The organism is Sandaracinus amylolyticus (assembly GCF_000737325.1).
Lineage (GTDB): Bacteria > Myxococcota_A > Polyangia > Polyangiales > Sandaracinaceae > Sandaracinus > Sandaracinus amylolyticus.
Genome location: NZ_CP011125.1, coordinates 1,879,664 through 1,905,560 on the forward strand (window position 1 = coordinate 1,879,664; position 25,897 = coordinate 1,905,560).

Genomic DNA, 25,897 nt, shown 5'->3' on the forward strand with positions numbered 1-25,897 from the left:
CATCGAGCGGCGGAGCGGGCTCAGGGTGCGGGCCGGGCGGCCGGCGTCGCGCGCGTGTCCCGCTGCGACGCGCCGATCTCGCGATGGAGCGCGAGCAGCGCTGCGACGTAGATCTCGGAGAACGTCGGGAACGGCTGGATCGTGTCGCGCAGCACCTCGAGCGGGACGCGCGCACGGATCGCGAGCGTCGCTTGCTGCAGCCACTCTCCCGCGTCGGGGCCCAGCGCGTACGCGCCGATCACGCGCCGGCCATCGCCGAGCAGCGTGAGGAACCCGTCGCTCTCGGCGTACGCGCGCGAATAGGTCGCGGTCTTCGCCACCGACTTCAGCTCGACCGTCGCGCGGAACCGCCCGTCGGTCGCGCCCACCGCCGCGGCCTGCGGGTCGGTGTACGCGATGCGCGGCACCGCGTCGTAGCTCGCTTCGCGCGGCTCGCCGAGGATGTTCGCCGCGACGATCTCCGCCTGGTACTTGCCCACGTGCGTGAGCTGCCACGTGCCCTGCACGACGTCGCCGACCGCCCAGAGCCGCTCGGCCGCGCGGAGGCGTGCGTCGACGGCGATCCCGCGCTCGCTCACGACCGCCCCGACCGTCTCGAGGCCGATCGCGTCGACGCGCGCGCGCCGACCGGTCGCGACGAGCAGTCGATCACCACGCAGCTCGCGACCGTCGTCGAGCGAGAGCACGTAGTCCGCGCCGTCACGCCGCGCGCTCGTCGCGCGCACGCCGCACGCGAGCTCGACGCCGTCGCGACGCAGCACCTCGCCCAGCGCTTCGCCGAGCGGCGCGGGCTCGCGCGGGAGCACGTGCGCGCTTCCCTCGACCAGCGCGACCTCACCGCCGAGACGACGAACGGCTTGCGCCATCTCGACGCCGACCGGGCCACCGCCGAGCACGAGGAGCCGCCGCGGGACGCGCTTCATGCTCGTCGCGTCGCGGCTGGTCCAGAGCCCCTCGAGCTCGCGCACGCCGGGCACCGGCGGCACGATCGGATCCGAGCCCGTCGCCAGGACGACGTGCTCCGCCGTGTGCCGCGCGCCATCGACCTCGACGACGCCGACGCCCGCGAGCCGGCCACGGCCACGGAGCAGCGTGATGTGGTTCTCGGCGAGCCAGCGCTCCTGACCGGCGTCGGAGTAATTCGAGACCATGAAGTCGCGCCACGCGAGCGCGGCCTCGACGTCGATCGTCGCGCGCCCTGCGGCGTCGTTCGCGGCGTGCGTCGCCTCGCCGGGCCGCAGCAGCGTCTTCGACGGAACGCACGCCCAATAGGAGCACTCGCCGCCCACGAGCTCGCGCTCGACGAGCGCGACGCGCAGCCCTCCTTCGGCGAGCGCGCCCGCGCAGTGCTCGCCGGGCGAGCCTCCGCCGATGACGATCACGTCGAAGTCGCTCACGAGGGCGGCTCCTGACCGGCCTGCTCTCGGAGCAGGAAGTCCGCGTACCAGCTCGGCCAGTCCGCGTCCTTCTGCCCCGTCCGCGCCTCGTGCTGGCCGTGCGCGGTCTCCGCGCGGCGCAGCGCGCTCGCCAGGTCCTTCGCGGACGTGAACGACGGCGCGTCGACGCGTCCCGGGAGTCGCCCGTTGACCTCTTGGAGGATCCACTGGTTGCCGTCGGGATCGCGGAAGGTCGCGTGCGTCGTGTAGCTGCGATGCTCGCGATTCGCGCCGGGCGTGCGTGCGCCGGTCGCGAAATCGAGCTGGAAGAGATCGCTCACCTCGACGCCGCGCGCGACGAGATCCGCGCGCGCCGCGGCGATGTCGGAGACGACGAGATAGAGCCCGGCCGCCGAGCCCGGCGCGGCCGACGTGATCCCCTTGCCGAAGTGGACCGAGCACTGCGATCCAGGAGGCGTGACCTGCACGCCGCGGAAGCTCTTCCCGTCTCCGATCTCCGCGTCGAGGCGCCAGCCGAGGCCGGTGTAGAACGCCTTCGCGCGATCGACGTCGGAGACCGGGATGACCACGACCTCGAGCTTCATCTCGATCGTCGTCGTGGTCGGGCTCGTCGTGGGCTTCCGCTCGGTGCTCGGCTGAACGCTGGCCATCTCTGCCTCCTGGGCGGGCGAGCCGACGTCCGACTGCGAACGACCGCCGCCGCGCGCGCCCATGAGCGCAACAGTCGATCCCTGTGCCGAGAGACACGCTTCGCGCGACGTCCGCGGCGAAGCGTGTGACTCACGTGCTGCGCGAGATGCGGCGAACGACACGTCGGCTGCGCGGGTGGGGCTGGTCACCCCGCTCTGCCGCGGCGAGCGCGCGCGGTGGACCGTCGACCGAGGAGCTTGCCGGGGCCGGGCGCGACTCCACGTGACGGTCCATGAGAGACACGCAGAGGGTCGGAGAGCCGCGGAAGAAAGGACCTCCGAGCGGAGCCGGCGAGCGCGCGATCCGGCCGTTCCGAGTGAGCGTCCCGGACGCGGAGCTCACGGAGCTGAAGCGGCGCATCGACGCGACGAGATGGCCCGAGCGGGAGACCGTCTCGGATGCGTCCCAAGGCGTGCAGCTCGCGACGATCCAGAAGCTCGCGCGGTATTGGGCGACCGATTACGACTGGCGCAAGTGCGAGTCGAAGCTGAACGCACTGCCGCAATTCATCACCGAGATCGACGGCCTCGACATCCACTTCATCCACGTGCGCTCGAAGCACGAGAACGCGCTCCCGATCATCGTCACGCACGGCTGGCCGGGATCGATCGTCGAGCAGCTGAAGATCATCGATCCGCTCACGAATCCGACCGCTCATGGCGGGAGTGCGGCGGACGCGTTCGACGTCGTGATTCCGTCGATGCCGGGATATGGGTTCTCGGGCAAGCCGACCACCACTGGATGGGATCCGGCGCACATCGCGCGCGCGTGGGTCGTGCTGATGAAGCGCCTCGGGTATACGCGCTTCGTGGCGCAAGGCGGCGACTGGGGCGCGCTCGTGACCGACATGATGGGTGAGCAAGCCGCGCCCGAGCTCCTCGCGATCCACACCAACATGCCCGGCGCGGTCCCGCCCGAGATCGCGAAGGCGCTGAAGGACGGCGCGCCGCCTCCGTCGAGCCTCGCGGCCGACGAGCGGCGCGCGTACGAGCAGCTCGCCTTCTTCTACACGCAGATCGGCTACGCGATCCTGATGGGGACGCGCCCGCAGACCCTGACTGCCCTGGCGGACTCTCCCGTGGGTCTCGCGGCGTTCATGATCGATCACGACGCGCGCAGCTACGAGCTGATCGCACGCGCGTTCGACGGACGGCCCGGAGGGCTCTCGCGCGACGACGTGCTCGACAACGTCACGTTGTTCTGGCTGACGAACACCGCGATCTCGGCGGCGCGTCTGTACTGGGAGAACGAGCTCGCGTTCTTCGACGCGAAGAAGGTCTCGATCCCCACCGCCGTGAGCGCGTTTCCCGACGAGCTCTTCCAAGCGCCGAGGAGCTGGGCGGAGCGCGCGTATCCCAAGCTGATCCACTACAACCGGCTCGACGAAGGCGGGCACTTCGCAGCGTGGGAGCAGCCCCAGGCGCTCACGCGGGAGCTGCGCACCGCGTTCCGGTCGCTTCGCTGAAAGGCCACGAGCGCGCGCGGGGCGTTCGAGCCACGCCCCGGCGCGCCGGCCACCTGCGCGCGAACTCGGAGTGTTACGCAGTGATGTCGTCGGCAGCGCGGAGCATGCCGCTGCGTGCTCCTGCTGGTGCGCGCGCCGCGCGGTGATCGCCGGCGTGCGCGGCCGTGCGGCGCGCGATCAGGCGGGCGCGCCGAACGAGCGCCGGTGCGCGCGCGGGCTCGTGCCGACGAGGCGAGCGAAGGTCTCGCGCAGCACGGTCGCGCTTCCGAACCCGGCTTCGGCCGCGACGCGATCGATCGACCAATCCGTCGTCTCGAGCAGGCGCTGCGCGCGACGCACGCGGGCTCGTGCGACCCACGTGGCCGGCGTGGTCCCGAGCTCCTTCCGGAAGCGACGAGAGAAGTTGCGCTCGCTCATCGCCGCTCTCCGCGCGAGCACGCACACCGACAGATCGCGCGTGAGGTGCTGCTCGACCCACGCGAGCAGCGCGGCGAACGGCCACTCCCGCGGCGCGGGCGGGTGCGCGATGAACTGCGCTTGTCCGCCCGCACGCTCGAGCGGCATCACGCACGCGCGCGCGGTCTCCGCAGCGGCCTCGGCGCCGAGGTCGCGGCGAACGAGGTGGAGGCACAGATCGAACGCCGCCGCGGCCCCCGCCGACGTGAGCACCGTGCCCACGTCGACGTAGAGCACGCGCGGATCGACCCGCACGCTCGGATGCCGTCGCGCGAGCTCGTCCGCGGCCAGCCAGTGCGTCGTCGCAGCGCGACCATCGAGCGCGCCCGTCGCGGCGAGGACGAACGCGCCGGTGCAGATCGAGGCGACGCGCACGCCGCGCTTCGCCGCGGCGCCGATCGCGCGCAGCGTGGCATCGGGCACGCGACGTTCGAGGCGATCGAGCCCGGGCACGACGACCACGTCGGCGCGACGCAGCGCCGTGAGCCGGTGGGGCACCTCGAGCGTCAGGTGCTCGGCATGGACCCTCCGCGTCTCCGCGCAGACGCGCACGTCGTACGCGGGCGTGCCGCTGCGGTCGCGCGCTCGCCCGAACACCTCGCACGGGATCGCGAGGTCACCGAGGACGACACCGTCGAACACGACGACCACGACGCGACGCCCGATCGGGCGCGTGCGGCGCGATGGCGTGAATCCGTCGAACGATGTCTTTCCGGACATGGCCCGAATCTACGCGCGCTCGTAGCGTCCGACCATGCACCGGCCCTTTCCATCCGATGCGCTCGACTACGTCGGCCCGGCGATCGGCGCGCTCGTGTTCGTGCTCGTGATGTCGCGCGTCCGCGAGCCGGCGCGCCGCGAATTCAACGCGGTGCTCGTGGGCGGGGCGATGGGCGTGTACCTGAGCGGCGGGCTCGGGGTCTGGGAGCTGCCGTTCGCCGCGATCGGCAGCGTCGTCGCGTATCGCGGTCTGCGCTCCCATCGTGCGATCGCCGTCGCGTGGTGGATGCACTCGGCGTGGGACCTCGTGCATCACCTCTACGGCAACCCGATCTGGCCGTTCATGGAGACCTCGTCGTTCGGCTGCCTGATCTTCGACGCGATCATCGGGCTCTGGTTCTTCGCGGGCGCGCCGTCGCTTCCGCGGATCACGAGCACTCGGGCCGCGTGAGCGCGGCGGCGAGCGTGTCGACCATCGCGTCGAGCGTGCCGTCGTAGCTCTCCTGGCAGATCGAGCCGACCATCGCGCCGGCGCCACGCGCCTCGAGCGCGCGCGCGGTCTCCACGATGCGGCGCGGCGCGAACGACAAGCCGCGCCCCGGCACGTTGCACGACGGCCGCAGTCGCGTCGGTATCGACGGATCGACGATCTCCTGCATGTCGGGGTGACCGAGGATCACGTCGTAGTCGGGGCGCGCGGGGTCCGGCGTCGCGGCGACGGGGATCCCCGCGAGCACGCCGAGCACGACGCGGCTGGGATCGCGACGCAGCCCGAGGAGCCCGGCGCGCCCGTCCTCGCCCGCGGCGTAGCGCGCGACGCGATGGGGCACGTCGGGGAACGAGAAGCAGCGGAGGTTGAGATCGACGCTGGAGAAGCGCGCGTCGCTCGGATCGAAGATGCCGGGGTCCGTCGTCGAGCAGTCCTCTTCGTCGGTGACGACGAGCACGGCGAGCACCGAGTTCTCGCGGAGGAAGCCGGCGTTCCGTCCGTCGCCGTGGCCGCGCGTGCCGCGATGGAAGAGCGGCGGCGTGTATCCGTCGATCATCCCGGGCTGCGGCGCGGCGGGGGAGAGCGCTTTCAGCGCGGCCTCGAGAGGCTGCTCGAAGCCGCACCCGCCAGTGGCGTTGAGCACGCACGAGACGTCGAACGCGAAGCTCGATGCGTCACCGCCCGCGTGGTGCTCGAAGACCGCGGGATAGCTCGGCAGACATCCCGTGATCGCCGTGCGTCCGCGCGTGATCATCACGCCGTCGTCGCCCGCTTCGGCGCCGAAGAGGCCACCATCGCAGGTGGGGACGTCGTGACCGCCGACGCCCATGTCGGTCGTCACGATCGCGACGTGCAGCGACGTCACGGGATCGAAGTCGCGCGCTCCGTCGTCGTCGCGATCGCCGGTCGAGAGCGCCTGCACGAAGCGCGGGAGCGCTTCGGACAGGCTCGCCTGCTCCTCGCCCAACGAGCCCGAGTTGTCGATGACGATCAGCAGATCGAGCTCGTCGGTGTCGGCGCACGGCGTGGGCATCGGCGCGTCGTCGGGCACGTGCGCCTCGGCGCACGCGGCGAGCGCGAGCGCGATCGTCGCAATCTCGATCCTCGGCATCGATCACCACGCGAGAGCGAGAGTCGTGCCTCGCGAGAAACGTCGCGCGCTCGCGCGGTCGCCCGCCAACTGCGTTGGCGTCGCTGCGTGCATCGGCGCTCGTCGGCTCGCACCGACGAGCGCCGCCAGGGCTCACGCGATGCCGAGGCGCTCGCGCAGGACGCGGTTCACTTCCTTGGGATCCGCGCCCGGCGCGGCCTTCACCATCTGTCCGACGAAGAACCCGAGCAGACCGACCTTGCCCGCCTTCACCTGCGCGGCCTTGTCGGCGTTCGCGGCGATCAGGCGATCGGCCTCGGCCGCGATCTGCTCCGCGCTCCACGCCGGCGCCGCGCTCTCGCGCACGACGTCGTCGACGCTCTTGCCGGTCGCGATCATGTCCGCGAGCGCCTGCTTCGCCGCCGATCCCGTGAGCGCGTTGCCCGCGAGCTTCGCGAGGAACGCTGCGAAGCGCGGCGCATCGAGCGAGACCTCGCCGAGCTCCTTGCCGCCGAGCGCGCGCGGGAGCTCGTTGATCATCCACTTCGCGGTCACGTCGGGCGCCGCGCCGAGCTTCGTCGTCGCGACGAAGAGATCGGCCGTCGCGCGATCACCGCTCAGCAGATCCGCCGCGTCCGCGCCGAGGCCCATCGCGATCATCGCGTCGTGCGCCGACTGCAGCTGCGGATCGCGTGCGCGCGCCTCCGCGCGGTACTCCTTCGGCGAGCGAGTCTTCGGGCGCGTCTTCGCCTTCGCGTTCTCCTTCGGCTCGAGGTCCTTCTTGTCCGCGCGCTCCGGCGTCTTCGTCTTCTCCGCGTACGAGTCGCGCAGCGTGACGATCCGGTTCAGCACGAGCGCGCCCGGCTTCGTGTCGGAGTCGACGGCGAAGTATCCGACGCGCTCGAGCTGCCATCGCGAGCCGACCTCGGCCGACGCGAGGCTCTTCTCGACGCGCGCGCCGCGCACCACCACGAGCGACGCGGGATCGAGCTGCTCGAGGAAGTCCGCACCGCCCTCCTCGGGCTTCGCGCTCTTGAACAGTCGATCGTAGAGGCGCACCTCCGCGGGCACGCTCGTCTCCGCGTCGACCCAGTGCACGACGCCCGAGACCTTGCGGCCATCGGCCGGGTTGCCGCCGCCGACGGTCTCGGGATGCGCGATCGCGCGCAGCTTCGTCACGTTGCCCTGCGCGTCGCGCTCGACCACCGCGTCCGCGGTGATGCAGAGGCCGTAGCGCAGACGCACCGTGCGACCCGGCGCGAGGCGCTGGTAGTCGGCCGGCGGCTCGTCGCGCCAGTCGTCGCGATCGACGTAGATGCGCGATCCGAGCGCGAGCGGGCGCGAGCCCGGCTTGCCCACGTCGGGCGGGAAGAACGGCGCCTCGCTCGTCATCGGGGTCGCCCCGACGAGCTCGACCTCGATCGGGTGCAGCACGCCGAGCACGCGCGGCGCGCTCTGGTTGAGGTCCTGGCGGACGCAGTACTCGAGCTTGCCGATGTCGACCGTCGAGTTCGCCTTCGCGACGCCGATCATCTCCGCGAACGCACGCAGCGCCTCGGGGCTGAAGCCGCGGCGGCGCATCCCCGCGATCGTCGGCATGCGCGGGTCGTCCCATCCGCTCACGTGACCGCGCTCGACGAGCGTGAGCAGCTTGCGCTTGCTCATCACCGTGTAGTCGAGCGCGAGGCGCGCGAACTCGTACTGGCGCGGCCGCGGCGTCCACGGTCCGGTGTGCTCGAGCACCCAGTCGTAGACCGCGCGGTTGTTCTCGAACTCGAGCGTGCAGATCGAGTGCGTGATGCCCTCGATCGCGTCCTCGAGCGGATGCGCGTAGTCGTACATCGGATAGATGCACCACGCGTCGCCGGTGCGGTGGTGCTCGGCGTGGCGGATCCGATAGAGCAGCGGGTCGCGCAGCTTCATGTTGGGCGACGCCATGTCGATCTTCGCGCGCAGCGTGCGCGCGCCGTCGGGGAACTCGCCCGCCTTCATGCGCCGCAGCAGATCGAGGTTCTCCTCGACCGAGCGATCGCGGTACGGGCTCGGCTTGCCGGGCTCGCTGAGCGATCCGCGGTAGACGCGGATCTGCTCCTCGTCGAGATCGCAGACGTACGCGTTCCCTTCGCGCACGAGGCGCTCGGCGAGCTCGTACATCTTCGGGAAGTAGTCGGCCGAGAAGTACACGCCCGTCGGCGCGAACCCGAGCCACCGCACGTCCGCTTCGATCGAGCGCACGTACTCGATGTCTTCCTTCTCCGGGTTCGTGTCGTCGTAGCGGAGGTTGCACGTTCCTCCGTACTCGCGCGCGACCCCGAAGTTCAGGCAGATCGACTTCGCATGTCCGATGTGCAGGTAGCCGTTCGGCTCGGGCGGGAACCGCGTCGCGATGCGGGTGTGGCGCCCCGCGCGCAGGTCCTCGTCGATGATGTCGCGGATGAAGTCGTGCGCGCGCCGCGCGGTGGTGGGCGTGGGTTCGGAAGACATGTGGGGGCGGGAGTCTAAGACCATGGCGACACGCTGACGACGCGCGTCGCGTGCTCGACGACGACGGCGCCAATCGCGACGCCGACGCGCGACCGCTGAGGGATGCGCGCGCACATCGTCGGAGATCGCGAGCGCCCCGCGTGACGCGTGTATCACGCGGTAACTACTCATGAATTCGTGATGTGGAGGGCCGGCCGCGCAGCGCTGCGTGTCACCACTCGCGGCGCCTTTGTGGCGTGCGTCGGCTCACGTACCGTCCGCTCCCATCTCGACGCGGAGGGGGCCCGCGTCTCGGGCGCTTGGAGGTGGAGCATGGGATGGGCGAAGCGCGCGGCGAGCCTCTCGTGGGGCTCGCTCGGGGTGTTGGCTGCGTGTGATGGAGCGACGGAGGACGTCGCTCCGACCTTCTACGGCGAGATCGCACCGCTGCTCGCGGAGCACTGTCAGACCTGTCATCAGCCGGGCGGCATCGGGCCCTTCCCGCTGATCACCTACGACGAGGTGAGCGCGCGCGGGCCGCTGATCGCGGCGTCGATCGCGAGCCGATCGATGCCGCCCTTCCTGCCCGACAACAGCGGCGACTGCGCGACCTACCACGACGCGATGTGGCTCGAGGACGCCGACATCGCGCTCTTCCAGCGCTGGGTCGACGCCGGACATCCGATGGGCGATGCGTCGCGCGGCCTGCCGGAGATCGCGCCGCCGCCCGCGCTCGAAGGCGTGACGCACCAAGCGCGCATGCCCGAGGCGTACGAGCCGCCGTCGGAGCTGCTCGACGACTATCGCTGCTTCCTCTTCGACGACGACGTCGAGGGCGACGTGCCGCGCTACGTGACCGACTACGAGGTCGTGCCCGGAGAGCCGCGCGTCGTGCACCACGTCGTCGTGTTCCAGCCGCAGAACGACGCGGCGGTGGACGCGGCGCGCGCGCTCGACGACGGCGCCGAGGGGCTCGGCTATCCGTGCCTCGGCGGGCCCGGCGAGAGCGTGCGCGCGAGCATGCTGATGAACTGGGCGCCGGGCACGGGACCGGTGCACCACCCCGAGGGCACCGGCGTCGCGGTCGATCCGGCGCGCCCGCTGCTCGTGCAGGTCCACTACCACTACGCGAACGGCGCGCTGCCCGATCGCACGACGATCCGGATGCGCACCGCGACCGAGGTCGAGCACCCGATGCGCCCGTGGTTCTTCACCGACGCGGCGCTGAACCTCCCGCCGCGCCAGCAGGAGATCGAGAAGTCGGTCCGCATGCGCGCGGGCACGTACTCGACGATCTTCTCGAGCGTCGCGGGCACGACGCCGCTCTTCGAAGGCGGCCGTCCGCTGCGGATCATGGGCGTGCGCGCGCACATGCACGGGCTCGGGCGGCGCATGCACATCGAGCGATCGGGGAGCGAGGGCACCGCGTGCCTCGTCGACATCCCCGACTATCGGTTCGGATGGCAGCGCAGCTACTTCCTCGAGCGGCCGGTGACGCTCTCGCCGGACGACGAGCTGCACGTGACGTGCACGTACTCGACGATGGAGCGCGACGAGGCGACGACGTGGGGCGAGGGCACGCTCGACGAGATGTGCCTCGCGACGTTCTACACGATCGAAGCGGACTGACGGTGGCACGCGCGGCGCTCCGTCGACTAAGCTCGCGACGGAGTGCGAGCCCTCGTCGCGGCGCTGCTGTTCGTCGTGCTGTCACTGCAGGTGACCGGCCTGCTCGCGATCGTCGCCGCGCCGGAGTGCGCGTGCGACGACGCGGGCTGCGACGACGAAGACGAGTGCCCGCCGCTCTGCGGTGACACCGACCGCTGCGGTGGGTGCTACCGCCCGATCGCGGTCGTCACCGCGCCGCTGATCGCCGGGGCGACGCTGCCCGTCGAGCGCGACTCGACGTTCGGGGTCGCCGTCGAGCGAAGGCCGCTGGAGCCCGATCCGCGCGGGCTCCTCCGCATCCCGAGATCCTGAGCGTTCCGTCGATGCACCGCCGCGTCCGTGCGGCGGTGCGTGATGGCGCTCGAGCGCGCGATCGCGCGTGCGTCGAGCGTCGCTCGTACGGTCTCGCTCGCTCGGGGTGTGTCATGCGTTCGTTCGGGTCGATCGCTGCGGCGATCTGCGCTGTCGTGTGTTGGCTCGGGGCGAGCGGCGTGGCTCGCGCGCTCACGCTCGAAGAGGCGCTCGCGCGGGCCCGGGAGCGCGCGCCGGATCTGATCGCGTCGCGCGCCGAGCTCGCCGAGGCGCGCGGCGAGGTCACGTCGGCGGCGGTGCCGCTCCGGACGAACCCGCTGATCGAGGCGCAGGGCGGGCCGCGCTACACGACCGACGGCGAGTGGATCGTGCAGCTCAGCGTCGGGATCGAGCAGGTGTTCGAGCTCTCCGACGCGCGCGGCGCGCGCATCGACGCGGCGCGCGCGAGGGTCGCGTCGGCCGAGGCGGCGCTCGCGGACGTCGCGCGGGTGCTGACGGCGGAGGTCGCGTCGCGATATCTCGCTGCGCTCGCGGCGCGGGATCGTGCGGCGCTCGCGGAGTCGGGCCTCGAGCTGCTCGACACGATGCGCGAGGTCGCGCAGCGCCGGGTGGACGCCGGAGACGCGTCGATCGTCGACGTGCGGAGGATCGAGCTCGCGCGCGCCGCGGCGCTGTCGGAGCGGGACGATGCGCGCGCGGAGCTGCGGCGCGAGATCGGGGCGCTCCGCCTGCTGCTCGGGATCCCCGCAGCCGACGCGCTCGACGTCGAGGGCGATCTCGCGTCCATCGCGGTGGCGTGGCGCGCGTCGACGGAGAGCGGCGAGCGTGCGGACGTCGTCGCGGCGCGCGCGAGAGAGCGCGAGGCGCGCGCGCGCGTCCGCGTCGCCGAAGCGCTCGCGGTGCCGGAGCTCGTCGCAGGGCTCGCGTATCAGCTCGAAGAGCACGATCACATGGGGCTGCTGACGCTCGGCTTCACGCTGCCGGTGTTCGACGCGGGGCACGGCGCGCGCGAGCAGGCGCACGCGCGGCTCGATGCTGCACGCGCCGAGCTCGAGCGACGCGAGTCGACGGTCGCGGTGCAGATCGCGACGGCGCGCGAGGCGTACGACGCGGCGGTCGATGCGCTCGCGGCGAGCGTGGAGTCGGCGCGATCGGCGGGCGAGGTGGAGGTGCTCGTCGCGCGCGCGTGGGACGCGGGCGAGCTGCCTCTCGGCGAGGTGCTCCTCGCGCGTCGTGAGGTGGTGGAGGCGCGAACGCTGCTCGTGACGAGAGCGCGAGACGCCGCGAGCGCGCGCATGACGCTCGAAGCGGCGGCGGGAGGTGCGCGATGACGGCGCGCGCGGCGGTGTGGCTGCTCTGTGCCGCGAGCCTCGGGTGCGGCGGCGGTGAGGCCGGCGAGCGCCACGAGGACGAGCACGAGCACGAGGCGCACGGCGACGAGCACGAGGCGGACGAAGGGCACGGCGAGGCCGAGGAGGGCGTGCTCGTGATCGATCGCAGCATGCTCCGCGATCTGCGCCTCACGACGTCGCCGGTGGAGGCGCGAGCGGGCGGCGAGATGGTCACCGCGCTCGCGGAGCTGCAGACGGATCCCGATCGCAGCACCGACGTCGCGCCGCTGCTCGAGGCGCGCATCGAGCGGGTGCTCGTGAACGTCGGGGATCGTGTCGAGGAAGGGCAGCCGCTCGCGCACGTCGTGAGCCTCGGCGCGGCGCCCCTTCGCGCCGACGTGTCCGCCGCGAGCGCGCGCGTGCAGCTCGCGGAGTCGACGCTCGCGCGGAGGCGGGCGCTCGCGGAAGAGCGGATCGTGCCCGCGCGCGAGGTGCAGGAGTCGGAGGCCGAGCTCGCGCAGGCGCGCGCGGCGTTGGCCGCCGCGAGCGGCGCGGCGCGTGGTGTGCGCGGAGGGCCGCGAGGTCAGGTGGTGCTCACGAGCCCGCGCGCGGGCATCGTGCTCGCGCGCGACGCGATCGTCGGCGCGGTCGTGGAGCCCGGTCACGTGCTCTTCCGCGTCGCCGACATCTCGGAGCTCTGGGTGGTCGCGCACGTGTTCGAGCGCGACGCGGTGCGCATCGAGCGCGGTGCGCCGGTGCGGGTGTCGCTCGCGGCGCGGCCCGGCGCCGCGCTCGACGCGTCGGTCACGCGGGTCGGCACGCAGGTCGACACGCGCTCGCGCACGCTCGACATCGTGACGGCGCTGAGCAACGCCGACGGGACGCTGCGGCCCGGGATGGCGGCGACCGCGTCGATCGCGATCGGCGAGCGCGACGACCGGCTGCTCGCGGTGCCGAGCGGCGCGCTGCAGCGGCTCGCCGAGGGGTGGGTCGTGTTCGTCCCGCGTGGCGAAGGACGCTTCGAGGCGCGCGAGGTCGGGCGCGGGCGCGACTTCGGCGGCGAGGTCGAGATCGTCTCGGGCCTCACCGAAGGCGAGAGCGTCGTCGTCGACGGCGCGTTCCTCCTCAAGGCCGAAGCCGAGCGCGCGCAGGGCGGCGGCGACGAGCACCACCACCACTGAGGCGCGAAGACGATGCTCGAGACGCTCGTACGCTCCTCGGCGCGACGGCCTCTGCTGGTCGTGCTCCTCACGCTCGCGGCCGCGGCGATCGGCGCCGCGACCTTCTCCGACCTGCCGCGCGACGTGTTCCCCGATCTGTCGGCGCCGGTCTTCAACATCATCGTGCAGAACGCGTCGATGGGCCCCGAAGAGCTCGAGACGGCGATCGCGATCCCGCTCGAGAACGCGCTCGCCGGGCTGCCCGGCGCGCGGCGCGTGCGCTCGTCGTCGCAGCTCGGGGTCGCGCAGGTCACGGTCGAGCTCGAGCCCGACGCGGACTACTACCTCGGTCGCCAGCTCGTCGCGGAGCGCGTCGCGCAGGTCGCGTCCTCGCTGCCTCCCGGCAGCGAGCCGCCGCTGCTCTCGAGCCTGACCGGGCGGCTCAACGAGGTGATGGAGCTGACGCTCGAAGCGGCGCCTGGCGCCGCGGATCCGATGACGCTCCGGGACCTCGCGGAGCTCGAGATCCGCAACCGTCTGCTCGCGGTGCCGGGCATCGCCGCGGTCGAGCGGCTCGGCGGATATCTGCGCGAGGTGCAGGTGCAGCTCGACCCCGAGCGGATGTCGGCGCGTGGGGTGACGCTCTCCGAGGTTCAGCACGCCGTCGAGACCGCGAGCGCGAACGCGGCCGCGGGCTTCGTGGTGCAGGGCTCGATCGAGTGGAGCGTGCGCGCGGTCGGTCGCGCCGAGCGCCCCGAGGATCTCGCGAGCACGGTCGTCGCGATGCGCGGGGACGTGCCCGTGCTGCTCGGCGACGTCGCGGAGGTCCGTGACGCGCCCGCGATCCGTCGCGGTCTCGCGCATCGCCTCGAGGGCGAGGTCGTCAGCCTGCGCGTCGTGCGTCAGTTCGGCGCGGACACCGCCGAGGTCTCGGAGGGCGTCCACGCGGCGCTCGCGGAGCTGAGGCCGACGCTGCCCGAGGGCGTGTCGCTCGAGGTCGCGTACGACCAGGCCGAGCTCGTGGACGAGGCGCTCTCGGGCGTGGGGCGCGCCGTGCTGATCGGTGCGCTGCTCGTGGTGCTCGTGCTCTTCGTGCTGCTCGGCGACGCGCGCGGCGCGTTCGTCGTGACGCTCACGCTGCCGCTCTCGATCGCGATCGCGGGGCTCGTGCTGCCGTGGCTCGGTGTCGGGCTCAACACGATGACGCTCGGCGGTCTCGCGATCGCGGTCGGCTTGCTCGTCGATGCGTCGATCATCGTCGTCGAGAACGTCATGCATCGCACCGAGGGGCTCGCCCGCGGACCGGAGCTGCGCGCGCGCGCGATCGACGCGGCGGCCGAGGTCGCGCGCCCGATCGCGTTCGCGACGCTGATCGTGGTCGCGGTGTTCCTGCCGCTCTTCGCGATGCAAGGGATCGAAGGACGCATGTACGCGCCGCTCGCGGCGGCGGTGATCGCGTCGCTCGGCGCGTCGCTCGCGCTCGCGCTGACGTTCACGCCCGTCCTCGCGAGCATCGTGCTGCGCCCGAGCGCGAGCGCCGGCAGCGAGGTCGGCGTGGTCCGCGCGCTGCGACGCGCGTACGAGCCGCTCCTCGCGTGGGCGATGCGCCACGCCTGGCTCGTGCGCATCACCGCGCTGCTGGTCACCGTCCCCGCCGTCGTGATCGCGATGCGCATCGGCGGCGACCTCATGCCGCGGCTCGACGAGGGCGCGCTCCTCATCCAGACGGTGCTGCCGACCGAGGCGTCGCTCGAGGAGGTCGATCTCCTCAACCACCGCGTCGAGGACGCGCTGCGCGAGTTCCCCGAGGTCGACGACGTCGTGCGCCGCACCGGCCGCTCGGAGCGCACCGAGGACCCGATGCCGCACACGATCAGCGACGTGCTCGTCGTGCTCCGGCCCGACCGCGCGCGCAGCGGGCAGCAGCTCGCGGACGCGATGCGCGTGCGGCTCGAGCGCGTGCCCGGCGTGACGGCGCTGTTCACGACGCCGCTCGGCATGCGCATCGACGAGGGGCTCGGCGGCACGCCCGCCGACATCGCCGTGCGCATCTTCGGGCCCGACTCGGCGCGGCTCGCGACGTTCGCGGAGCAGGCGCGCGAGATCGTGGAGCGCGTGCCCGGCACCGCCGACGTGCGCGCCGAGCGCGCGAGCTCGCTCCCGCAGATCCGGATCGAGGTCGATCGCGCCGCCGCGGCGCGCGTGGGGCTCACGCCGGGCGACGTCGTCGAGGCGGTGCGCATCGGCATGGTCGGCGACGTCGCGGGCGAGCTGTGGCGCGGTCCGCGGCGCGTCGACGTCCTGCTGCGGCTGCAGGACGCGCATCGCGGAGACCTCGCCGCGATCCGCGGGCTGCTGCTCGACGGGCACGACGGCACGCGCATCCCGCTCGGCCAGGTCGCGCGCATCGAGCAGACGCTCGGGCCCGCCGCGATCCGTCGCGAGGCGGGCAGCCGTCGTGTCGCGGTCGAGTCGAGCGTCTCGGGACGCGACCTCGCGAGCACCGCGGCGGAGATCCGCGCTGCGCTGTTCGAGCAGCTCGAGCTGCCCACCGGCTACTTCTTCGACGTCGGTGGGCGCGTCGAGACCCAGGCGCGCGCGACGCGATCGCTCGCGCTCGCGATCGCCGTCGCGATCGCGGCGGTGCTCGTGCTGCTCTACATCGCGCTCGGCTCGCTCGAGGAGACGCTCGTCATCCTCGCGACGCTGCCCGACGCGTTCGTCGGCGGGATCCTCGCGCTCTGGATCTCCGGCGAGACGTGGAACGTGTCGTCGCTGGTCGGGCTGATCGGGCTCTTCGGGATCGCCGTGCAGAACGGGCTCGTGCTCGTCACCCAGACGCGCGGGCTCGTCGCCGAGGGCTTGCCCTTCGAGGCGGCGCTCGAGCGCGCGAGCCTCGGCCGGCTGCGGCCCAAGGTGATGACCGCGGCGACCGCGATGCTCGGGCTCCTGCCGATCCTGGTGCTCCCGCTGCGCGGCACGGAGATCGAGCGGCCGCTCGCGATCGTGATGATCGGCGGGCTCGCCACGTCGACGCTGTTCACGCTGCTCGCGCTCCCCACGTTCTACGCGCTGGTCGAGCGGCTCCGGCAGCGCCGCGCGAGCGCGCGATGAGCCGCGCTCACCGAGGGCGCGTCAGCCCGTGCTCGCGGAGGCGCCGATACAGCGTCATCCGCGGGATGCCGAGCTCGCGCGACACGAGCGACACGTTCCACGCGTGCCGCTCGAGCGCGCGCGCGATGCGCGCCGGCTCGTCCTCGCTCGGGCTCGCGTGGATCACCGGCATCACGAGGTCGTCCGCGTCGATGCGCCGCCCGCGCGCGAACACGCTCGCGGCGCGCAGCACGTTCTCGAGCTCGCGCACGTTGCCCGGCCACGCGTGCCGCGCGAGGCGCTCCACCGCGCCGCGCGTGAGCTCGAGGCGCGGGTCGATCCGCTCGAGCAGGCTTCGCGCGATCCACGGGATGTCGTCCGCGCGCTCGCGCAGCGGGGGCACGGGGAGCACGACGACCGCGAGCCGGTAGTAGAGATCCTCGCGGAAGCGCCCGGCGCGCACCTCGTGCTCGAGCCGCCGGTTCGTCGCGGACACGATCCGCGCGCGCACCGGGATCGTGCGTGCGCCGCCGACGGGACGCACCTCGCGCGACTCGAGCGCGCGCAGGAGCTTCACCTGCATCGCCTCGGACATCTCGCCGACCTCGTCGAGGAAGAGCGTGCCGTCCGCGGCCTGCACGAAGAGCCCGGCGCGATCGCGGTCGGCGCCGGTGAACGCGCCGCGCACGTGGCCGAACAGCTCCGACTCGAGCAGCGACTCGGGGACCGCGCCGCAATTCAGGCCGACGAACGGACGATCGGCGCGCGGCCCGGCGCGATGGATCGCGCGCGCGACGAGCTCCTTGCCGCTCCCGCTCTCGCCTTCGATCAGCACGCTCGCCGTCGCGCTCGCGAGCCGCTCGATCGCCGCGACGAGCTTCCGCATCGCAGGGGTGCGACCGACGAGCCCGTGGAACGACGACGCGCTCGGCGACAGCGCGTGACGCGAGAGGTGCTCGACCTCGCGCGTGCGCGCGTCGAGCAGCGCCTCGATGCGATGCCGCTCGTCCTCGAGCTCCAGCGTGCGCTGCTCGAGCTCGGCGCGGAGGCGCGCGTTCGAGAGCGCGATCGCGACGTGATCGGCGAACCCCGCCAACAGCCGCACGTCGGTGTCGTCGAAGCGCGCGCGCTCGAAGCGGTTGTCGAGGTAGAGCGCGCCGAGCACCGCGTCGTGGGCGCGCACCGGGACGCAGAGCACGGAGCGGAGGCGCATCGCGTGCACCGAGCGCTCGCCCGCGAACCGCTCGTCCTCGGCCGCGTCGGTCGTCAGGACGGGATCGCCGCGCTCGATCACGCGCGCCGCGATCGTGCGGCTGTACTTCGTCGCCGAGCCCGCGAGGTCCTCGCGATCGATGTTGCGCGCGACCGCGGCCGAGAGCGCGTCGCCCTCGCGCAGCAGCACGAAGCCGCGCTCGGCGCGGGTGAGCTCGATCGCGGCGTCCATCGCGCGCTCGAGGATCTCGTCCGCGCTCTTCGCGCGCGCGACGTTGCGCGCCAGCTCGAGCAAGCGCTCCAGCTCGCGCGCGCGACCGTCGTCGCGCGTGGGGCTCGGCGCGCTCTCGGCGCGCATGCTCGCGAAGATCGGCGCGCGATCGGGGTGCCGCGCGAACGCCTCGCGCAGCGCGGGCGGCAGCGTCGCGGCGCATCGATCCCACGACGCGAGCGCGGCGCGCGCGTGCTCCTGGGCGGCGTGACGCGCGCCGGTCGCGGCGGCGACCCGCGCGCACGCGGCCTCGATGTGCGCGCGCAGGTCCGCCTCCTGCGGTGCGCGCGCCGACGCGCGCTCGAGCGCACGCATCGCGTCGTGGTGCGCGCCGCGCGCGGTCTCGTGCTCGGCCTGCGCCAGGTGGAAGCGCGCCCAGAGATCGTCGGCGTGCGCGGCCTCGATCGCCGCGCGCGCGACGTCGAGCGCCTCGCGGACGTCCGCGCCACCGAGCCGCGCCGTCAGGATCATCGTCTCCGCGAGCTCGCGGCTCGATCGATCGGCCTCGAACGCGCGACGCAGCCGCGCGAGGCGCGCCCGTGCAGCGTCGCGATGCCCCTCGCGCAGATCGATCTCCGCCTCGACGAGCTCGGCCGCGCGCGCGGTGAACGGCAGCGCGTGTCGCTCCGCGAGCGCGCACGCCGAGCGGGCCAGGGCGCGCGCGCGATCGAGCGCGCCGATCTCGAGATAGAGCTGCGCGAGGTTTCCGCGCACCGACGCCTCCGCGCGCGGGATGCCGAGCGCGGCGGAGAGCTCGCGCGCCTCGTCGTAGAGCTCGAGCGCGCCCCCGAAGCGCCCCGCGCGATGGTCGATCGTCGCGAGGTTCAGCGCGGCGCTCGCGATCTGATCGAGCAGGCGATGCGCGCGCGCGAGCTCGAGCGCGCGCCGGTATCCCTCGGCCGCCTCGTCGAGCGCGCCGCGCCGGTACGCCGCGATCGCGCGGTAGCTGCGCACGCGCACCTCGGCGCGCGGATCGGTCGCGGCGCGCTCCGCGACGTCGAGGTGGTGATCGGCGGCGGGATCTCCGCGATAGGCGAGGGCGACCCCCAGCATCTCGTGGGCGCGCGCGAGGAGCGGCCCCTCGGGGAGCATCGCGATCGCGTCGCGCGCGATCGGCTCGGCCGCGACGTGATCGCCCGAGAAGACCAGCGCGCGCGCGCGCTCGATCGCGGCCTCGGCGCGCAGCGCGGGATCGACGACGCGCGCGAGGTGACGCAGCGCGATCGCGGGGCGGCTCAGCTTGAGCTGCGCGATCGCCGCACGGAGGTGGAGCGCGCCCGCGGGCGCGCCGCGTCGCCGGGCACGAGCGAGCACGCGGATCGCCTCGTCGGCGCGCCCCGCGTCCTCGAGCGCGCGCGCGCAGCGCAGGACGACGTCGTGATCGACGGCGATCGCGGCGAGCTCCGACGCGACGGTGTCGACCCCCGACGCTCCGTCGCGCACGAGCTGCTCGAGCTCGTCGATGCGCCCCGCGCCGAGCAGGTGCCGCGCGCGTGATCCCGCGCTCTCCGCGCGATCGGCCAGCCGCGCGTGCGCGGCGCGCAAGGCCTCGTCGCCGAGCGCACGACGCGCGCGCTCGACGTCCTCGGCGCGCGCGATCCGCAGCGCTCCGTCCTCGACGCGCGCGAGACCCTGGTGCACCAGCTCGATCGCGCCCTCGCGCTCGCTCGGCGCAGCGCCGCCCGCGGCGAGCTCGGCGAGCACCTCGCGCGCAGCCCTCGAGAGCGGCGCGACGTCGATCGCGCCCGACGTGGTCGTGCCGCGCCGCAAGCGCGCCGCGATCTCCCCGGGCAGGCCGCGCACCTCGCGCACGATCGGCTCGACCTGCGCCGCGGGCACGCGCCCTCCGAGCCAGCGCCGCACCGCGTCGTCGTCGAGCGGCGGCACGCGGAGCTCGAGCGCGCCTTCGAGCGATTCCCCGCGCTCGAGCGTGGTCACCGCGAAGAGCAGCGGATCGCTCGGCTCGAGCAGCGCCACGAGGGCGCGCGCGAGCGCGCGCTCCATCGGCTCGATCCGGTGGACGTCGTCGAGCACCAGCACGGTGCGAGTGCCCGCCGCGCGCACCCGTCGCAGCATCGCGATCACGTCGCGCGCATCGGCGACGCGCTGTCCCGCGATCCGCTCCAGCGCGCGCTGGAGGCGCGCCTCGCGCCCGATCGCCTCCTCGACGCGCACCCGCATCTGCGCGCGCCAGCGCAGCTCCGAGAGCAGGCGCGTGCGACCCGCGCCCGGCGCGCCCACGAGCGCGATCGCGCGCGGCCCCGATCGAGCGTGCACGAGCGCGTCGAGCGCCGACTCGAGCTGCGCGACGATCGCGTCGCGACCGATCGTGCGCGACGCGTCCGCCGGTCCCGACGTCGGCGGCGGCAGCGCGAGCAGGTCGCACACCTCGAGCACGTCGACCGGGCGCTCCGCGGGATCGAGGGCGAGCAGGCGCGCGGCGAGACGCCGCACGTGCGCGGGCACGCGCCCGCGACACGCCTTCGCGAGCACCTCGAGCGTCCGCCCGAGCGCGAACAGATCGGAGCGCGCATCGCCCGGCTCGCCGCGCATCCACTCGGGCGCGACGAACCCCGGCGTGCCGCGCAGTTCGCCTTTGCGCAGGCCCGTCGCGCTCCGCGCGCCGACGCTGCGCGCGCAGCTGAGATCGATCAGCGTCGCGCCGCGCGCGCCGACCAGCACGTTGCGCGGCGTGAGATCGCCGTGGAGCACGAGGTTGCGGTGGAGCGTGAAGAGCGCGGAGAGCGCCTCCGCGAGCCGCGGCTCGACCGCGTCCCACGCGCGACCGCGTGCGTGCTCCTCGAGGTCGCGTCCTTCGAGCCGGGGCGCGGTGTAGAAGCCGTGCGCCGCGCCGTCGATGCGCGCGACGCCGACGTCGAGCAGGCGCACGAGGCTCGGATGCGCGAGCCCCGTGAGCGCGCCGAGCTCGTCGCGGAACGCATCGGCGAGCCCGGGCTCGTCGAGCGCGACGAGCTTGAGCGCGACCTCGTCGCCGGTGCGCTCGTCGTGCACCGCGAGCACGGTCGACGCGCCGCCGCGCCCGAGCACGCCCTCGACGCGATAGCGATCCGCGATGATCGACCCGGGCGCGAGCACTGTACCAAATGGTACACTCGACTGTACCAAGTGGTGCAATCGCGGCGTGCTCACTCCGCGAATTCTCGCGGTTTCCGTGTGGCCCGCCTCCTGCGAAGGGGACCGTCCGCATGCGCTCGTCCGCGACCTCGACGCTCCTCCTCGCGCTCGTGATCACGAGCGCGTCGTGCGTCGGCACGCCGCAGCCGAACCCGCCCGCGCTCGACGTGAGCCGCATCGGCACGATGCGCTCGACGCGCCTCTTCGGCGTGGCGGGCGCGCTCGATCCCGACGCGCAGCTCTGGATCACGCCGCTCGACACGACCGGCGATCCGCAGATCGTGCAGCCCGCGCCGGACGGCAGCTTCGCGGCGCCGGCGCTCGACGGAGAGCGTCATCGCCTCCAGCCGAAGCTCGAGGCCGACGTCGAGGCGCTCCGCGGGCCGCCGGTCGACGTGCTGCTCGTCGACGGCGTGATGCTGCTCGGCCCTGCGATCGGCTGCTGGCACGTGCCCGCCGACGCACGCGCGCCCGACGCGCGCATCGGCGAGGCGAGCGAGCTCGTGATCGCGATCGAGAACGACTGCGACGCGCCGCTCGTCGTGACCGCCGCGACGCCGCGCCGCGCCGGCGACGTCTCGGTGATCGAAGCGCCGGGCGAGATCGCGCCGGGCACGTCGGGCTCGCTGCGTGTCGCCATCGCACCGAGCGCGGAGGGCGAGCGCGAAGAGGTCGTCGCGCTCGACGTGAGCGCGCCCGCGACGGAGCGTCGATGGATCACGGTGCACGGGGTGGGACGCCGATGAGGAACGCGCCGACGGCGATCGCGCTCTTGCTCGCGGCGTGCACCAGCGGGTCCCGGCCACCAGCGGAGATCGCGTGCGCGCCCGAGGACGAAGGCGTGATCACGTGCGTCGACGCGCGCGAGGTGCGCTGCGAGGCCGGCGGCACGGCGCACGCGCGCGACTGCGAGCACGTGTGCGTGGAGGGGCGCGGCTGCCTGCGCTGCGAGCCCGAGCTCGTCGCGTGCGAGGACGAGCGCACGCTCGCGATCTGCGACGCCGAGGGCACGTCGCTCGAGCAGCGCGCGTGCGCACCGAACGAGCGCTGCGTCGCGCGACAGTGTGCCGATCTCTGCGCCGAGGCCGCCGCGCGCCACGACTACGCAGGCTGCGAGTACGTCGCGGTGCCGATCGCGACGCCGCAGCTGCGCGCGGGCTTCTCGTTCGCGGTCGTGATCGCGAACGCGAGCGACCACGAGGCGAACGTGTCGATCGAGGGCGGCGCGCTCGACGCCGCGATCGCGCGCGTCGTGCCCGCGCGCACGACCGAGACGTTCGTGCTGCCGTGGATCGACGAGCTCTCGCAGATCGAGCAGCGCGAGCAGGGCGGACGCTCGGTGATCGCGCCGCGCGGCGCGTACTGGATCCGCTCCGACGTGCCGGTGCTCGCGACGCAGTGGAGCCCGCTCGACTTCCGCCTCGACAACACGCGGTGCGAGGACGGTCCGGGCTGCTTCTCGTTCACCAACGACGCGTCGCTGCTCCTGCCGCTGCACGCGCTCGGCGCGCGGTACCACGTGGCCTCGTACGCGCCGCTCGCGTTCGAGCAGCCGGCGATCGCGGGCGAGCCGTACGCCGCCGTGGTGCCGGGGCGCGGGCTCTTCGCGATCGCGGCGACCGAGCCCGGCGAGACGACCGTCACGGTGCACGCGTCGGCGCCGCTCGACACGCCGGAGGGCGGGCGCCTCGAGGCCGGCACGTCGCGCGCGTTCACGCTCGCGCAGGGCGCGGTGCTGCAGCTCGTCTCGTCGTCGCCGCGCGACGCGGCGGAGTGCGCGCCGCAGGGACGGCGTCGCCAGTGCGACGCGCCCTCGCTCGATCCCACCGGCACGCGGATCGAGTCGAGCGCGCCCGTCGCGGTGTTCTCGGGCCACGGGTGCGCGCACGTGCCCTTCGATCGTCCCGCGTGCGATCACCTCGAGGAGCAGCTGCTGCCCGACGTCGCGCTCGGCGCGCGTTACGTGCTCGGCACGATCCGTCCGCTGCACGAGCAGCCCGCGCCGAGCTTCGCGCGCGTGCTCTCGATCGCCGACGCGAACGAGGTGCGCTTCGATCCGCCGATCCGTGCGCCCATCACGCTCGACGCGGGGGAGCACGTGCTGGTCGAGCACGACGCGCCCCTGGTGATCGACGCCGACGCGCCGCTCCTCGTGACCCAGCTCGTCGTCGGGATGAGCTTCGATCTCGAGGCGCCGGGCGCCGAGGGCGATCCCGCGATGGTGCTCGCGGCGCCGATCGCGCAGTGGCGCCGCGAGTACGTGTTCTTGGTGCCGGGCACGTACACGTCGGCGTACGCGAGCGTCGTCGCGCCGGCGGGCACGACGGTCTGGCTCGACGGCGAGCCGCTCGAGGACACGCCGATGCGCGTGTCGGACTTCGAGCTCCACGACATCGCCCTCGATCGCGCGGCCGCGGTCCACCAGCTCGAGGCCGATCACCCCGTCGCGCTGACGCTGCACGGCTACGCGCCGTGGACGTCGTACGCGCACCTCGGCGGGCTCACCGTCGCGCCGCTCGTCGAGTGAGCGCGGCTCCACTGCTCCGGAGAGAGTCGATGCACATCGAGAGAACGTCGGTGCTCCTCACGTTCGCGCTGATCATCGCCGCGTGCGGCGACGACGACGACGGATCGACCGTCCCGATCGACGCGGCGACGCCGGACGCGAGCACACCGCTCGACGCGAGCACGATGCAGGACGCGGGCGCGCCGGTGCCCGACGTCTGCATGCCGAGCGGCGTCGGGACGATCACGCCGGCGACCGGCGCGTGGCGCACCGGGCTCGTGCTGCCCGGCGTCGAGCACGTCGGGGATCTCGCGACGGGTCCCGATGGATCGCTCTACGTCGGCGGCGCGTTCGTGCACGTGTCCGGCCTGCCCGCGAGCCACATCGCGCGGCTCGCGCCGAGCGGCACGTGGGAGACGCTCGGCGAGGGCCTGCCCGGCCCGGTCTCCGCGCTCACCGTGTCGGCGAGCGGCCTCGTGCACGCCGCGACAGGCCCCGACCCGACGCGCTGGTCGACGATGACGGCGACCGAGCGCGACCTCACGCGCGCGCGCATCCACCGCTTCGTGCGCGGCACGTGGGAGCTCGTCGGGACGATCGAGGGCGGCGCGGTGTTCGGGCTCGCGGTCGACACGAGCGATCGCATCTACGCGGTCGGTGACTTCTTCGCGATCGACGGAGTCGAGGCGCAGCACTTCGCGGTGCGCACCGCGAGCGGCTGGGAGCAAGCGCGCGCGCTCGCCGTGCCTGCGACCGCGCTCGTCGCGCACGAGAGCGGCGCGTGCGCGGCCGGGATGGACACGATCGAGCGCAGCGTCGTGGTGTGCGGCGAGCCCGGCGCGCTCGTCGAGCTCGCGCTGCCCGAGACGTTCGCGCCCCGCCCGATCGTCGCGCTCGCGGGGCTCTTCCGCGTCGCGCCGCCGATCGTCACGCTCGCCCACGACGCGAGCGGCGCGCTGGTGATGGCCGGCAACTTCCGCTTCGACGGATTCGCGGACGGCTTCGGCAGCCTCGCGCGATGGAGCGGCAGCGCGTGGGAGCCGCTCGGCGGCGGCGTCGGTCACGCGCCCGAGGATCGCGCGGACTGGGGCGTGATCGCGCGCGTCGGCGTCGACGCAGAGGGCGCGATCTGGGTCGCGGGCGACTACACGCGCGCGGGCTCCGCGACGTCGCCCGAGGTGCACGGGCTCGCGCGGTGGACCGGCGAGGCGTGGGTCGACGTGCCGAGCGCGAACCTCGTCGACGCGGGGCTCGGCGACAGCTTCCGCTACGGCGTCGGTCGCTTCTCCGCGGTCGCGCGCAGCGCGCTCGGGATGGTCGTCACCGGTGGCTTCGCGCGCATCGAGGGCGTGTCGACGCGACGCATCGCGGTGTGGGACGGCGCGCGGTGGGCGCCGGTGCCGGCACACGACGGGCCCATGTCGGGGCTCGATCGCGAGGTGCACGCGGTCGCGGCGCGCGGCAGCTGCGGCCCCTACGTGGCCGGCGGCTTCCGGAGCGACGGCAGCGGGCGCGCGCTCTCGTTCGCAGCGCGTTGGACCGGCGAGGAGTGGGCGGCGATCGAGGCCGAGGCCGAGGTCCGTCACCTCGAGATCGGGCGCGACGGACAGGTGTGGGCCGCGGGCTTCCCGTACTCCGAGAGCGGCTTCTACGAGACGGCGTTCGGCGACACCGTTCGTCGGCTCGTCGGTGATCGCCTCGAGGCGATCGGCGTCGCGCGCAGGGTGCCCTCGGGGCGCGACCCCGGCGCCGGAGAGGTCCTCGGGCTCGCGACGATGCCCGACGGTCGTCTCGTCGTCGCCGGCAGCTTCGTCACGATCGACGGTGTCGCGGCGCGCAACGTCGCGGTGTTCGACGGCACGACGTGGGCGCCGCTCGGCGACGGCGTGGACGGCTGGCTCGAGGACGTCGCGGTCACCGACGACGGCCGCGTGATCGTCGTCGGTCGGCTCGGCGAGGTGACGGGCGTCGGCTCGCACGTCGCGATCTTCGAGGACGGTGCGTGGCACGCGCTCGGAGACCTGCGCTCGCTCCCGCTGAGCGGCGTCGCGATCTGGCGCGGCGAGATCGTGGTCGCGTCGTACCTCGACGGAGATCCCGACGAGGCGCCGCTCGTCGCGCGCTTCGACGGAGCGACGTGGCACGACCTCGGCACGAACGACTTCGTCATCGTCGGCGGCGGCCGCACGCGCGTGGTCGCGCATGACGACACGCTGCTCCTCGTCGGACAGCTCCCGCTCTACGGCGATCTGTCGCGCGCCGCGAAGCTCGCGGGGTGGGACGGCGAGCACTGGGCCGCCTTCGACGACAGCTCCGGTGAGTTCGGCTACTCCGCGGCGATCACCGGCGCGGGCGTGTGGCTCGGTGGACGATTCTCGCGCGTGGGCGGCGTGCCCGCGGATCAGATCGCGTTCTTCGAGCTCGAGGGCGTCGACTGA

The 25,897-nt window shown here is 73.6% G+C and carries 16 protein-coding genes; 10 read left to right on the forward strand and 6 right to left on the reverse strand.

The window, feature by feature from the left end; translation table 11 throughout:
- Positions 1 to 20 precede the first annotated feature (20 nt).
- Both DB32_RS07895 and DB32_RS07900 read right to left on the reverse strand, forming a co-directional pair.
- Complete coding sequence (locus DB32_RS07895; protein ID WP_053231805.1) at positions 21 to 1,397, reverse strand: dihydrolipoyl dehydrogenase family protein; 1,377 nt, start codon at positions 1,395 to 1,397, stop codon at positions 21 to 23.
- Entirely contained in the window at positions 1,394 to 2,047 is a 654-nt protein-coding gene (locus DB32_RS07900) for a VOC family protein (RefSeq protein WP_053238726.1), read from the reverse strand. Before DB32_RS07900 ends, DB32_RS07895 begins: the two co-directional genes overlap by 4 nt.
- A gap of 272 nt (positions 2,048 to 2,319) precedes the next feature.
- Here DB32_RS07900 and DB32_RS07905 point away from each other — a divergent pair, with 272 nt between their 5' ends.
- A complete protein-coding gene (locus DB32_RS07905) occupies positions 2,320 to 3,552 on the forward strand; it encodes an epoxide hydrolase family protein (RefSeq protein WP_053231806.1) in 1,233 nt (410 codons plus the stop codon).
- 177 nt (positions 3,553 to 3,729) lie between these two features.
- Here the strand turns inward: DB32_RS07905 and DB32_RS07910 are convergent, their stop codons facing one another.
- Positions 3,730 to 4,728 carry a GlxA family transcriptional regulator gene (locus tag DB32_RS07910; protein WP_083457233.1) on the reverse strand — a complete coding sequence of 333 codons (999 nt, stop codon included), beginning with the start codon at positions 4,726 to 4,728 and terminating at the stop codon, positions 3,730 to 3,732.
- 34 nt (positions 4,729 to 4,762) lie between these two features.
- Here DB32_RS07910 and DB32_RS07915 point away from each other — a divergent pair, with 34 nt between their 5' ends.
- Entirely contained in the window at positions 4,763 to 5,179 is a 417-nt protein-coding gene (locus tag DB32_RS07915; protein ID WP_053231807.1) for a DUF6010 family protein, read from the forward strand.
- Here DB32_RS07915 and DB32_RS07920 read toward each other — a convergent pair.
- Both DB32_RS07920 and DB32_RS07925 read right to left on the reverse strand, forming a co-directional pair.
- Positions 5,157 to 6,329, reverse strand: coding sequence for a hypothetical protein (locus DB32_RS07920; RefSeq protein WP_053231808.1), 1,173 nt, complete (start codon positions 6,327 to 6,329; stop codon positions 5,157 to 5,159). The genes DB32_RS07915 and DB32_RS07920 overlap by 23 nt on opposite strands.
- Before the next feature lie 132 nt (positions 6,330 to 6,461).
- Entirely contained in the window at positions 6,462 to 8,792 is a 2,331-nt protein-coding gene (locus DB32_RS07925; RefSeq protein WP_053231809.1) for a glutamine--tRNA ligase/YqeY domain fusion protein, read from the reverse strand.
- A gap of 312 nt (positions 8,793 to 9,104) precedes the next feature.
- On the opposite strand from DB32_RS07925, the gene DB32_RS07930 reads away from it, so the two are divergent.
- The 5 genes from DB32_RS07930 to DB32_RS07950 all read left to right on the forward strand — a co-directional run bounded on the left by DB32_RS07930 (position 9,105) and on the right by DB32_RS07950 (position 16,356).
- The gene (locus DB32_RS07930; RefSeq protein ID WP_053231810.1) at positions 9,105 to 10,400 is read left to right on the forward strand and encodes a monooxygenase; all 1,296 of its coding nucleotides are present in this window, start codon (positions 9,105 to 9,107) and stop codon (positions 10,398 to 10,400) included.
- Between the two features lie 42 nt (positions 10,401 to 10,442).
- On the forward strand, positions 10,443 to 10,751 hold the full coding sequence (locus tag DB32_RS07935) for a hypothetical protein (protein WP_053231811.1): 309 nt from the start codon (positions 10,443 to 10,445) through the stop codon (positions 10,749 to 10,751).
- A 179-nt stretch (positions 10,752 to 10,930) separates the two neighbouring features.
- Positions 10,931 to 12,082, forward strand: coding sequence for a TolC family protein (locus DB32_RS07940; RefSeq protein WP_169791372.1), 1,152 nt, complete (start codon positions 10,931 to 10,933; stop codon positions 12,080 to 12,082).
- Positions 12,079 to 13,263: an efflux RND transporter periplasmic adaptor subunit gene (locus tag DB32_RS07945; protein WP_053231813.1), complete on the forward strand. Its 1,185-nt coding sequence runs from the start codon at positions 12,079 to 12,081 to the stop codon at positions 13,261 to 13,263. Before DB32_RS07940 ends, DB32_RS07945 begins: the two co-directional genes overlap by 4 nt.
- Positions 13,264 to 13,323: 60 nt before the next feature.
- Positions 13,324 to 16,356, forward strand: a complete 3,033-nt coding sequence (locus tag DB32_RS07950; RefSeq protein ID WP_240481176.1) for an efflux RND transporter permease subunit — start codon at positions 13,324 to 13,326, stop codon at positions 16,354 to 16,356.
- Between the two features lie 7 nt (positions 16,357 to 16,363).
- Here DB32_RS07950 and DB32_RS45065 read toward each other — a convergent pair whose 3' ends face one another.
- Positions 16,364 to 20,968, reverse strand: coding sequence for a sigma 54-interacting transcriptional regulator (locus DB32_RS45065; protein ID WP_083457234.1), 4,605 nt, complete (start codon positions 20,966 to 20,968; stop codon positions 16,364 to 16,366).
- Between the two features lie 56 nt (positions 20,969 to 21,024).
- Between DB32_RS45065 and DB32_RS07960 the strand changes: the two genes are divergently transcribed.
- From DB32_RS07960 to DB32_RS07970, 3 genes are read left to right on the forward strand one after another with little or no spacing between them, the layout of a single operon-like run.
- The gene (locus tag DB32_RS07960; RefSeq protein ID WP_053231816.1) at positions 21,025 to 21,699 is read left to right on the forward strand and encodes a hypothetical protein; all 675 of its coding nucleotides are present in this window, start codon (positions 21,025 to 21,027) and stop codon (positions 21,697 to 21,699) included.
- Positions 21,696 to 23,480: an IgGFc-binding protein gene (locus tag DB32_RS07965; RefSeq protein ID WP_053231817.1), complete on the forward strand. Its 1,785-nt coding sequence runs from the start codon at positions 21,696 to 21,698 to the stop codon at positions 23,478 to 23,480. The genes DB32_RS07960 and DB32_RS07965 overlap by 4 nt, the downstream gene beginning before the upstream one ends.
- Before the next feature lie 29 nt (positions 23,481 to 23,509).
- The gene (locus DB32_RS07970; protein ID WP_053231818.1) at positions 23,510 to 25,897 is read left to right on the forward strand and encodes a delta-60 repeat domain-containing protein; all 2,388 of its coding nucleotides are present in this window, start codon (positions 23,510 to 23,512) and stop codon (positions 25,895 to 25,897) included.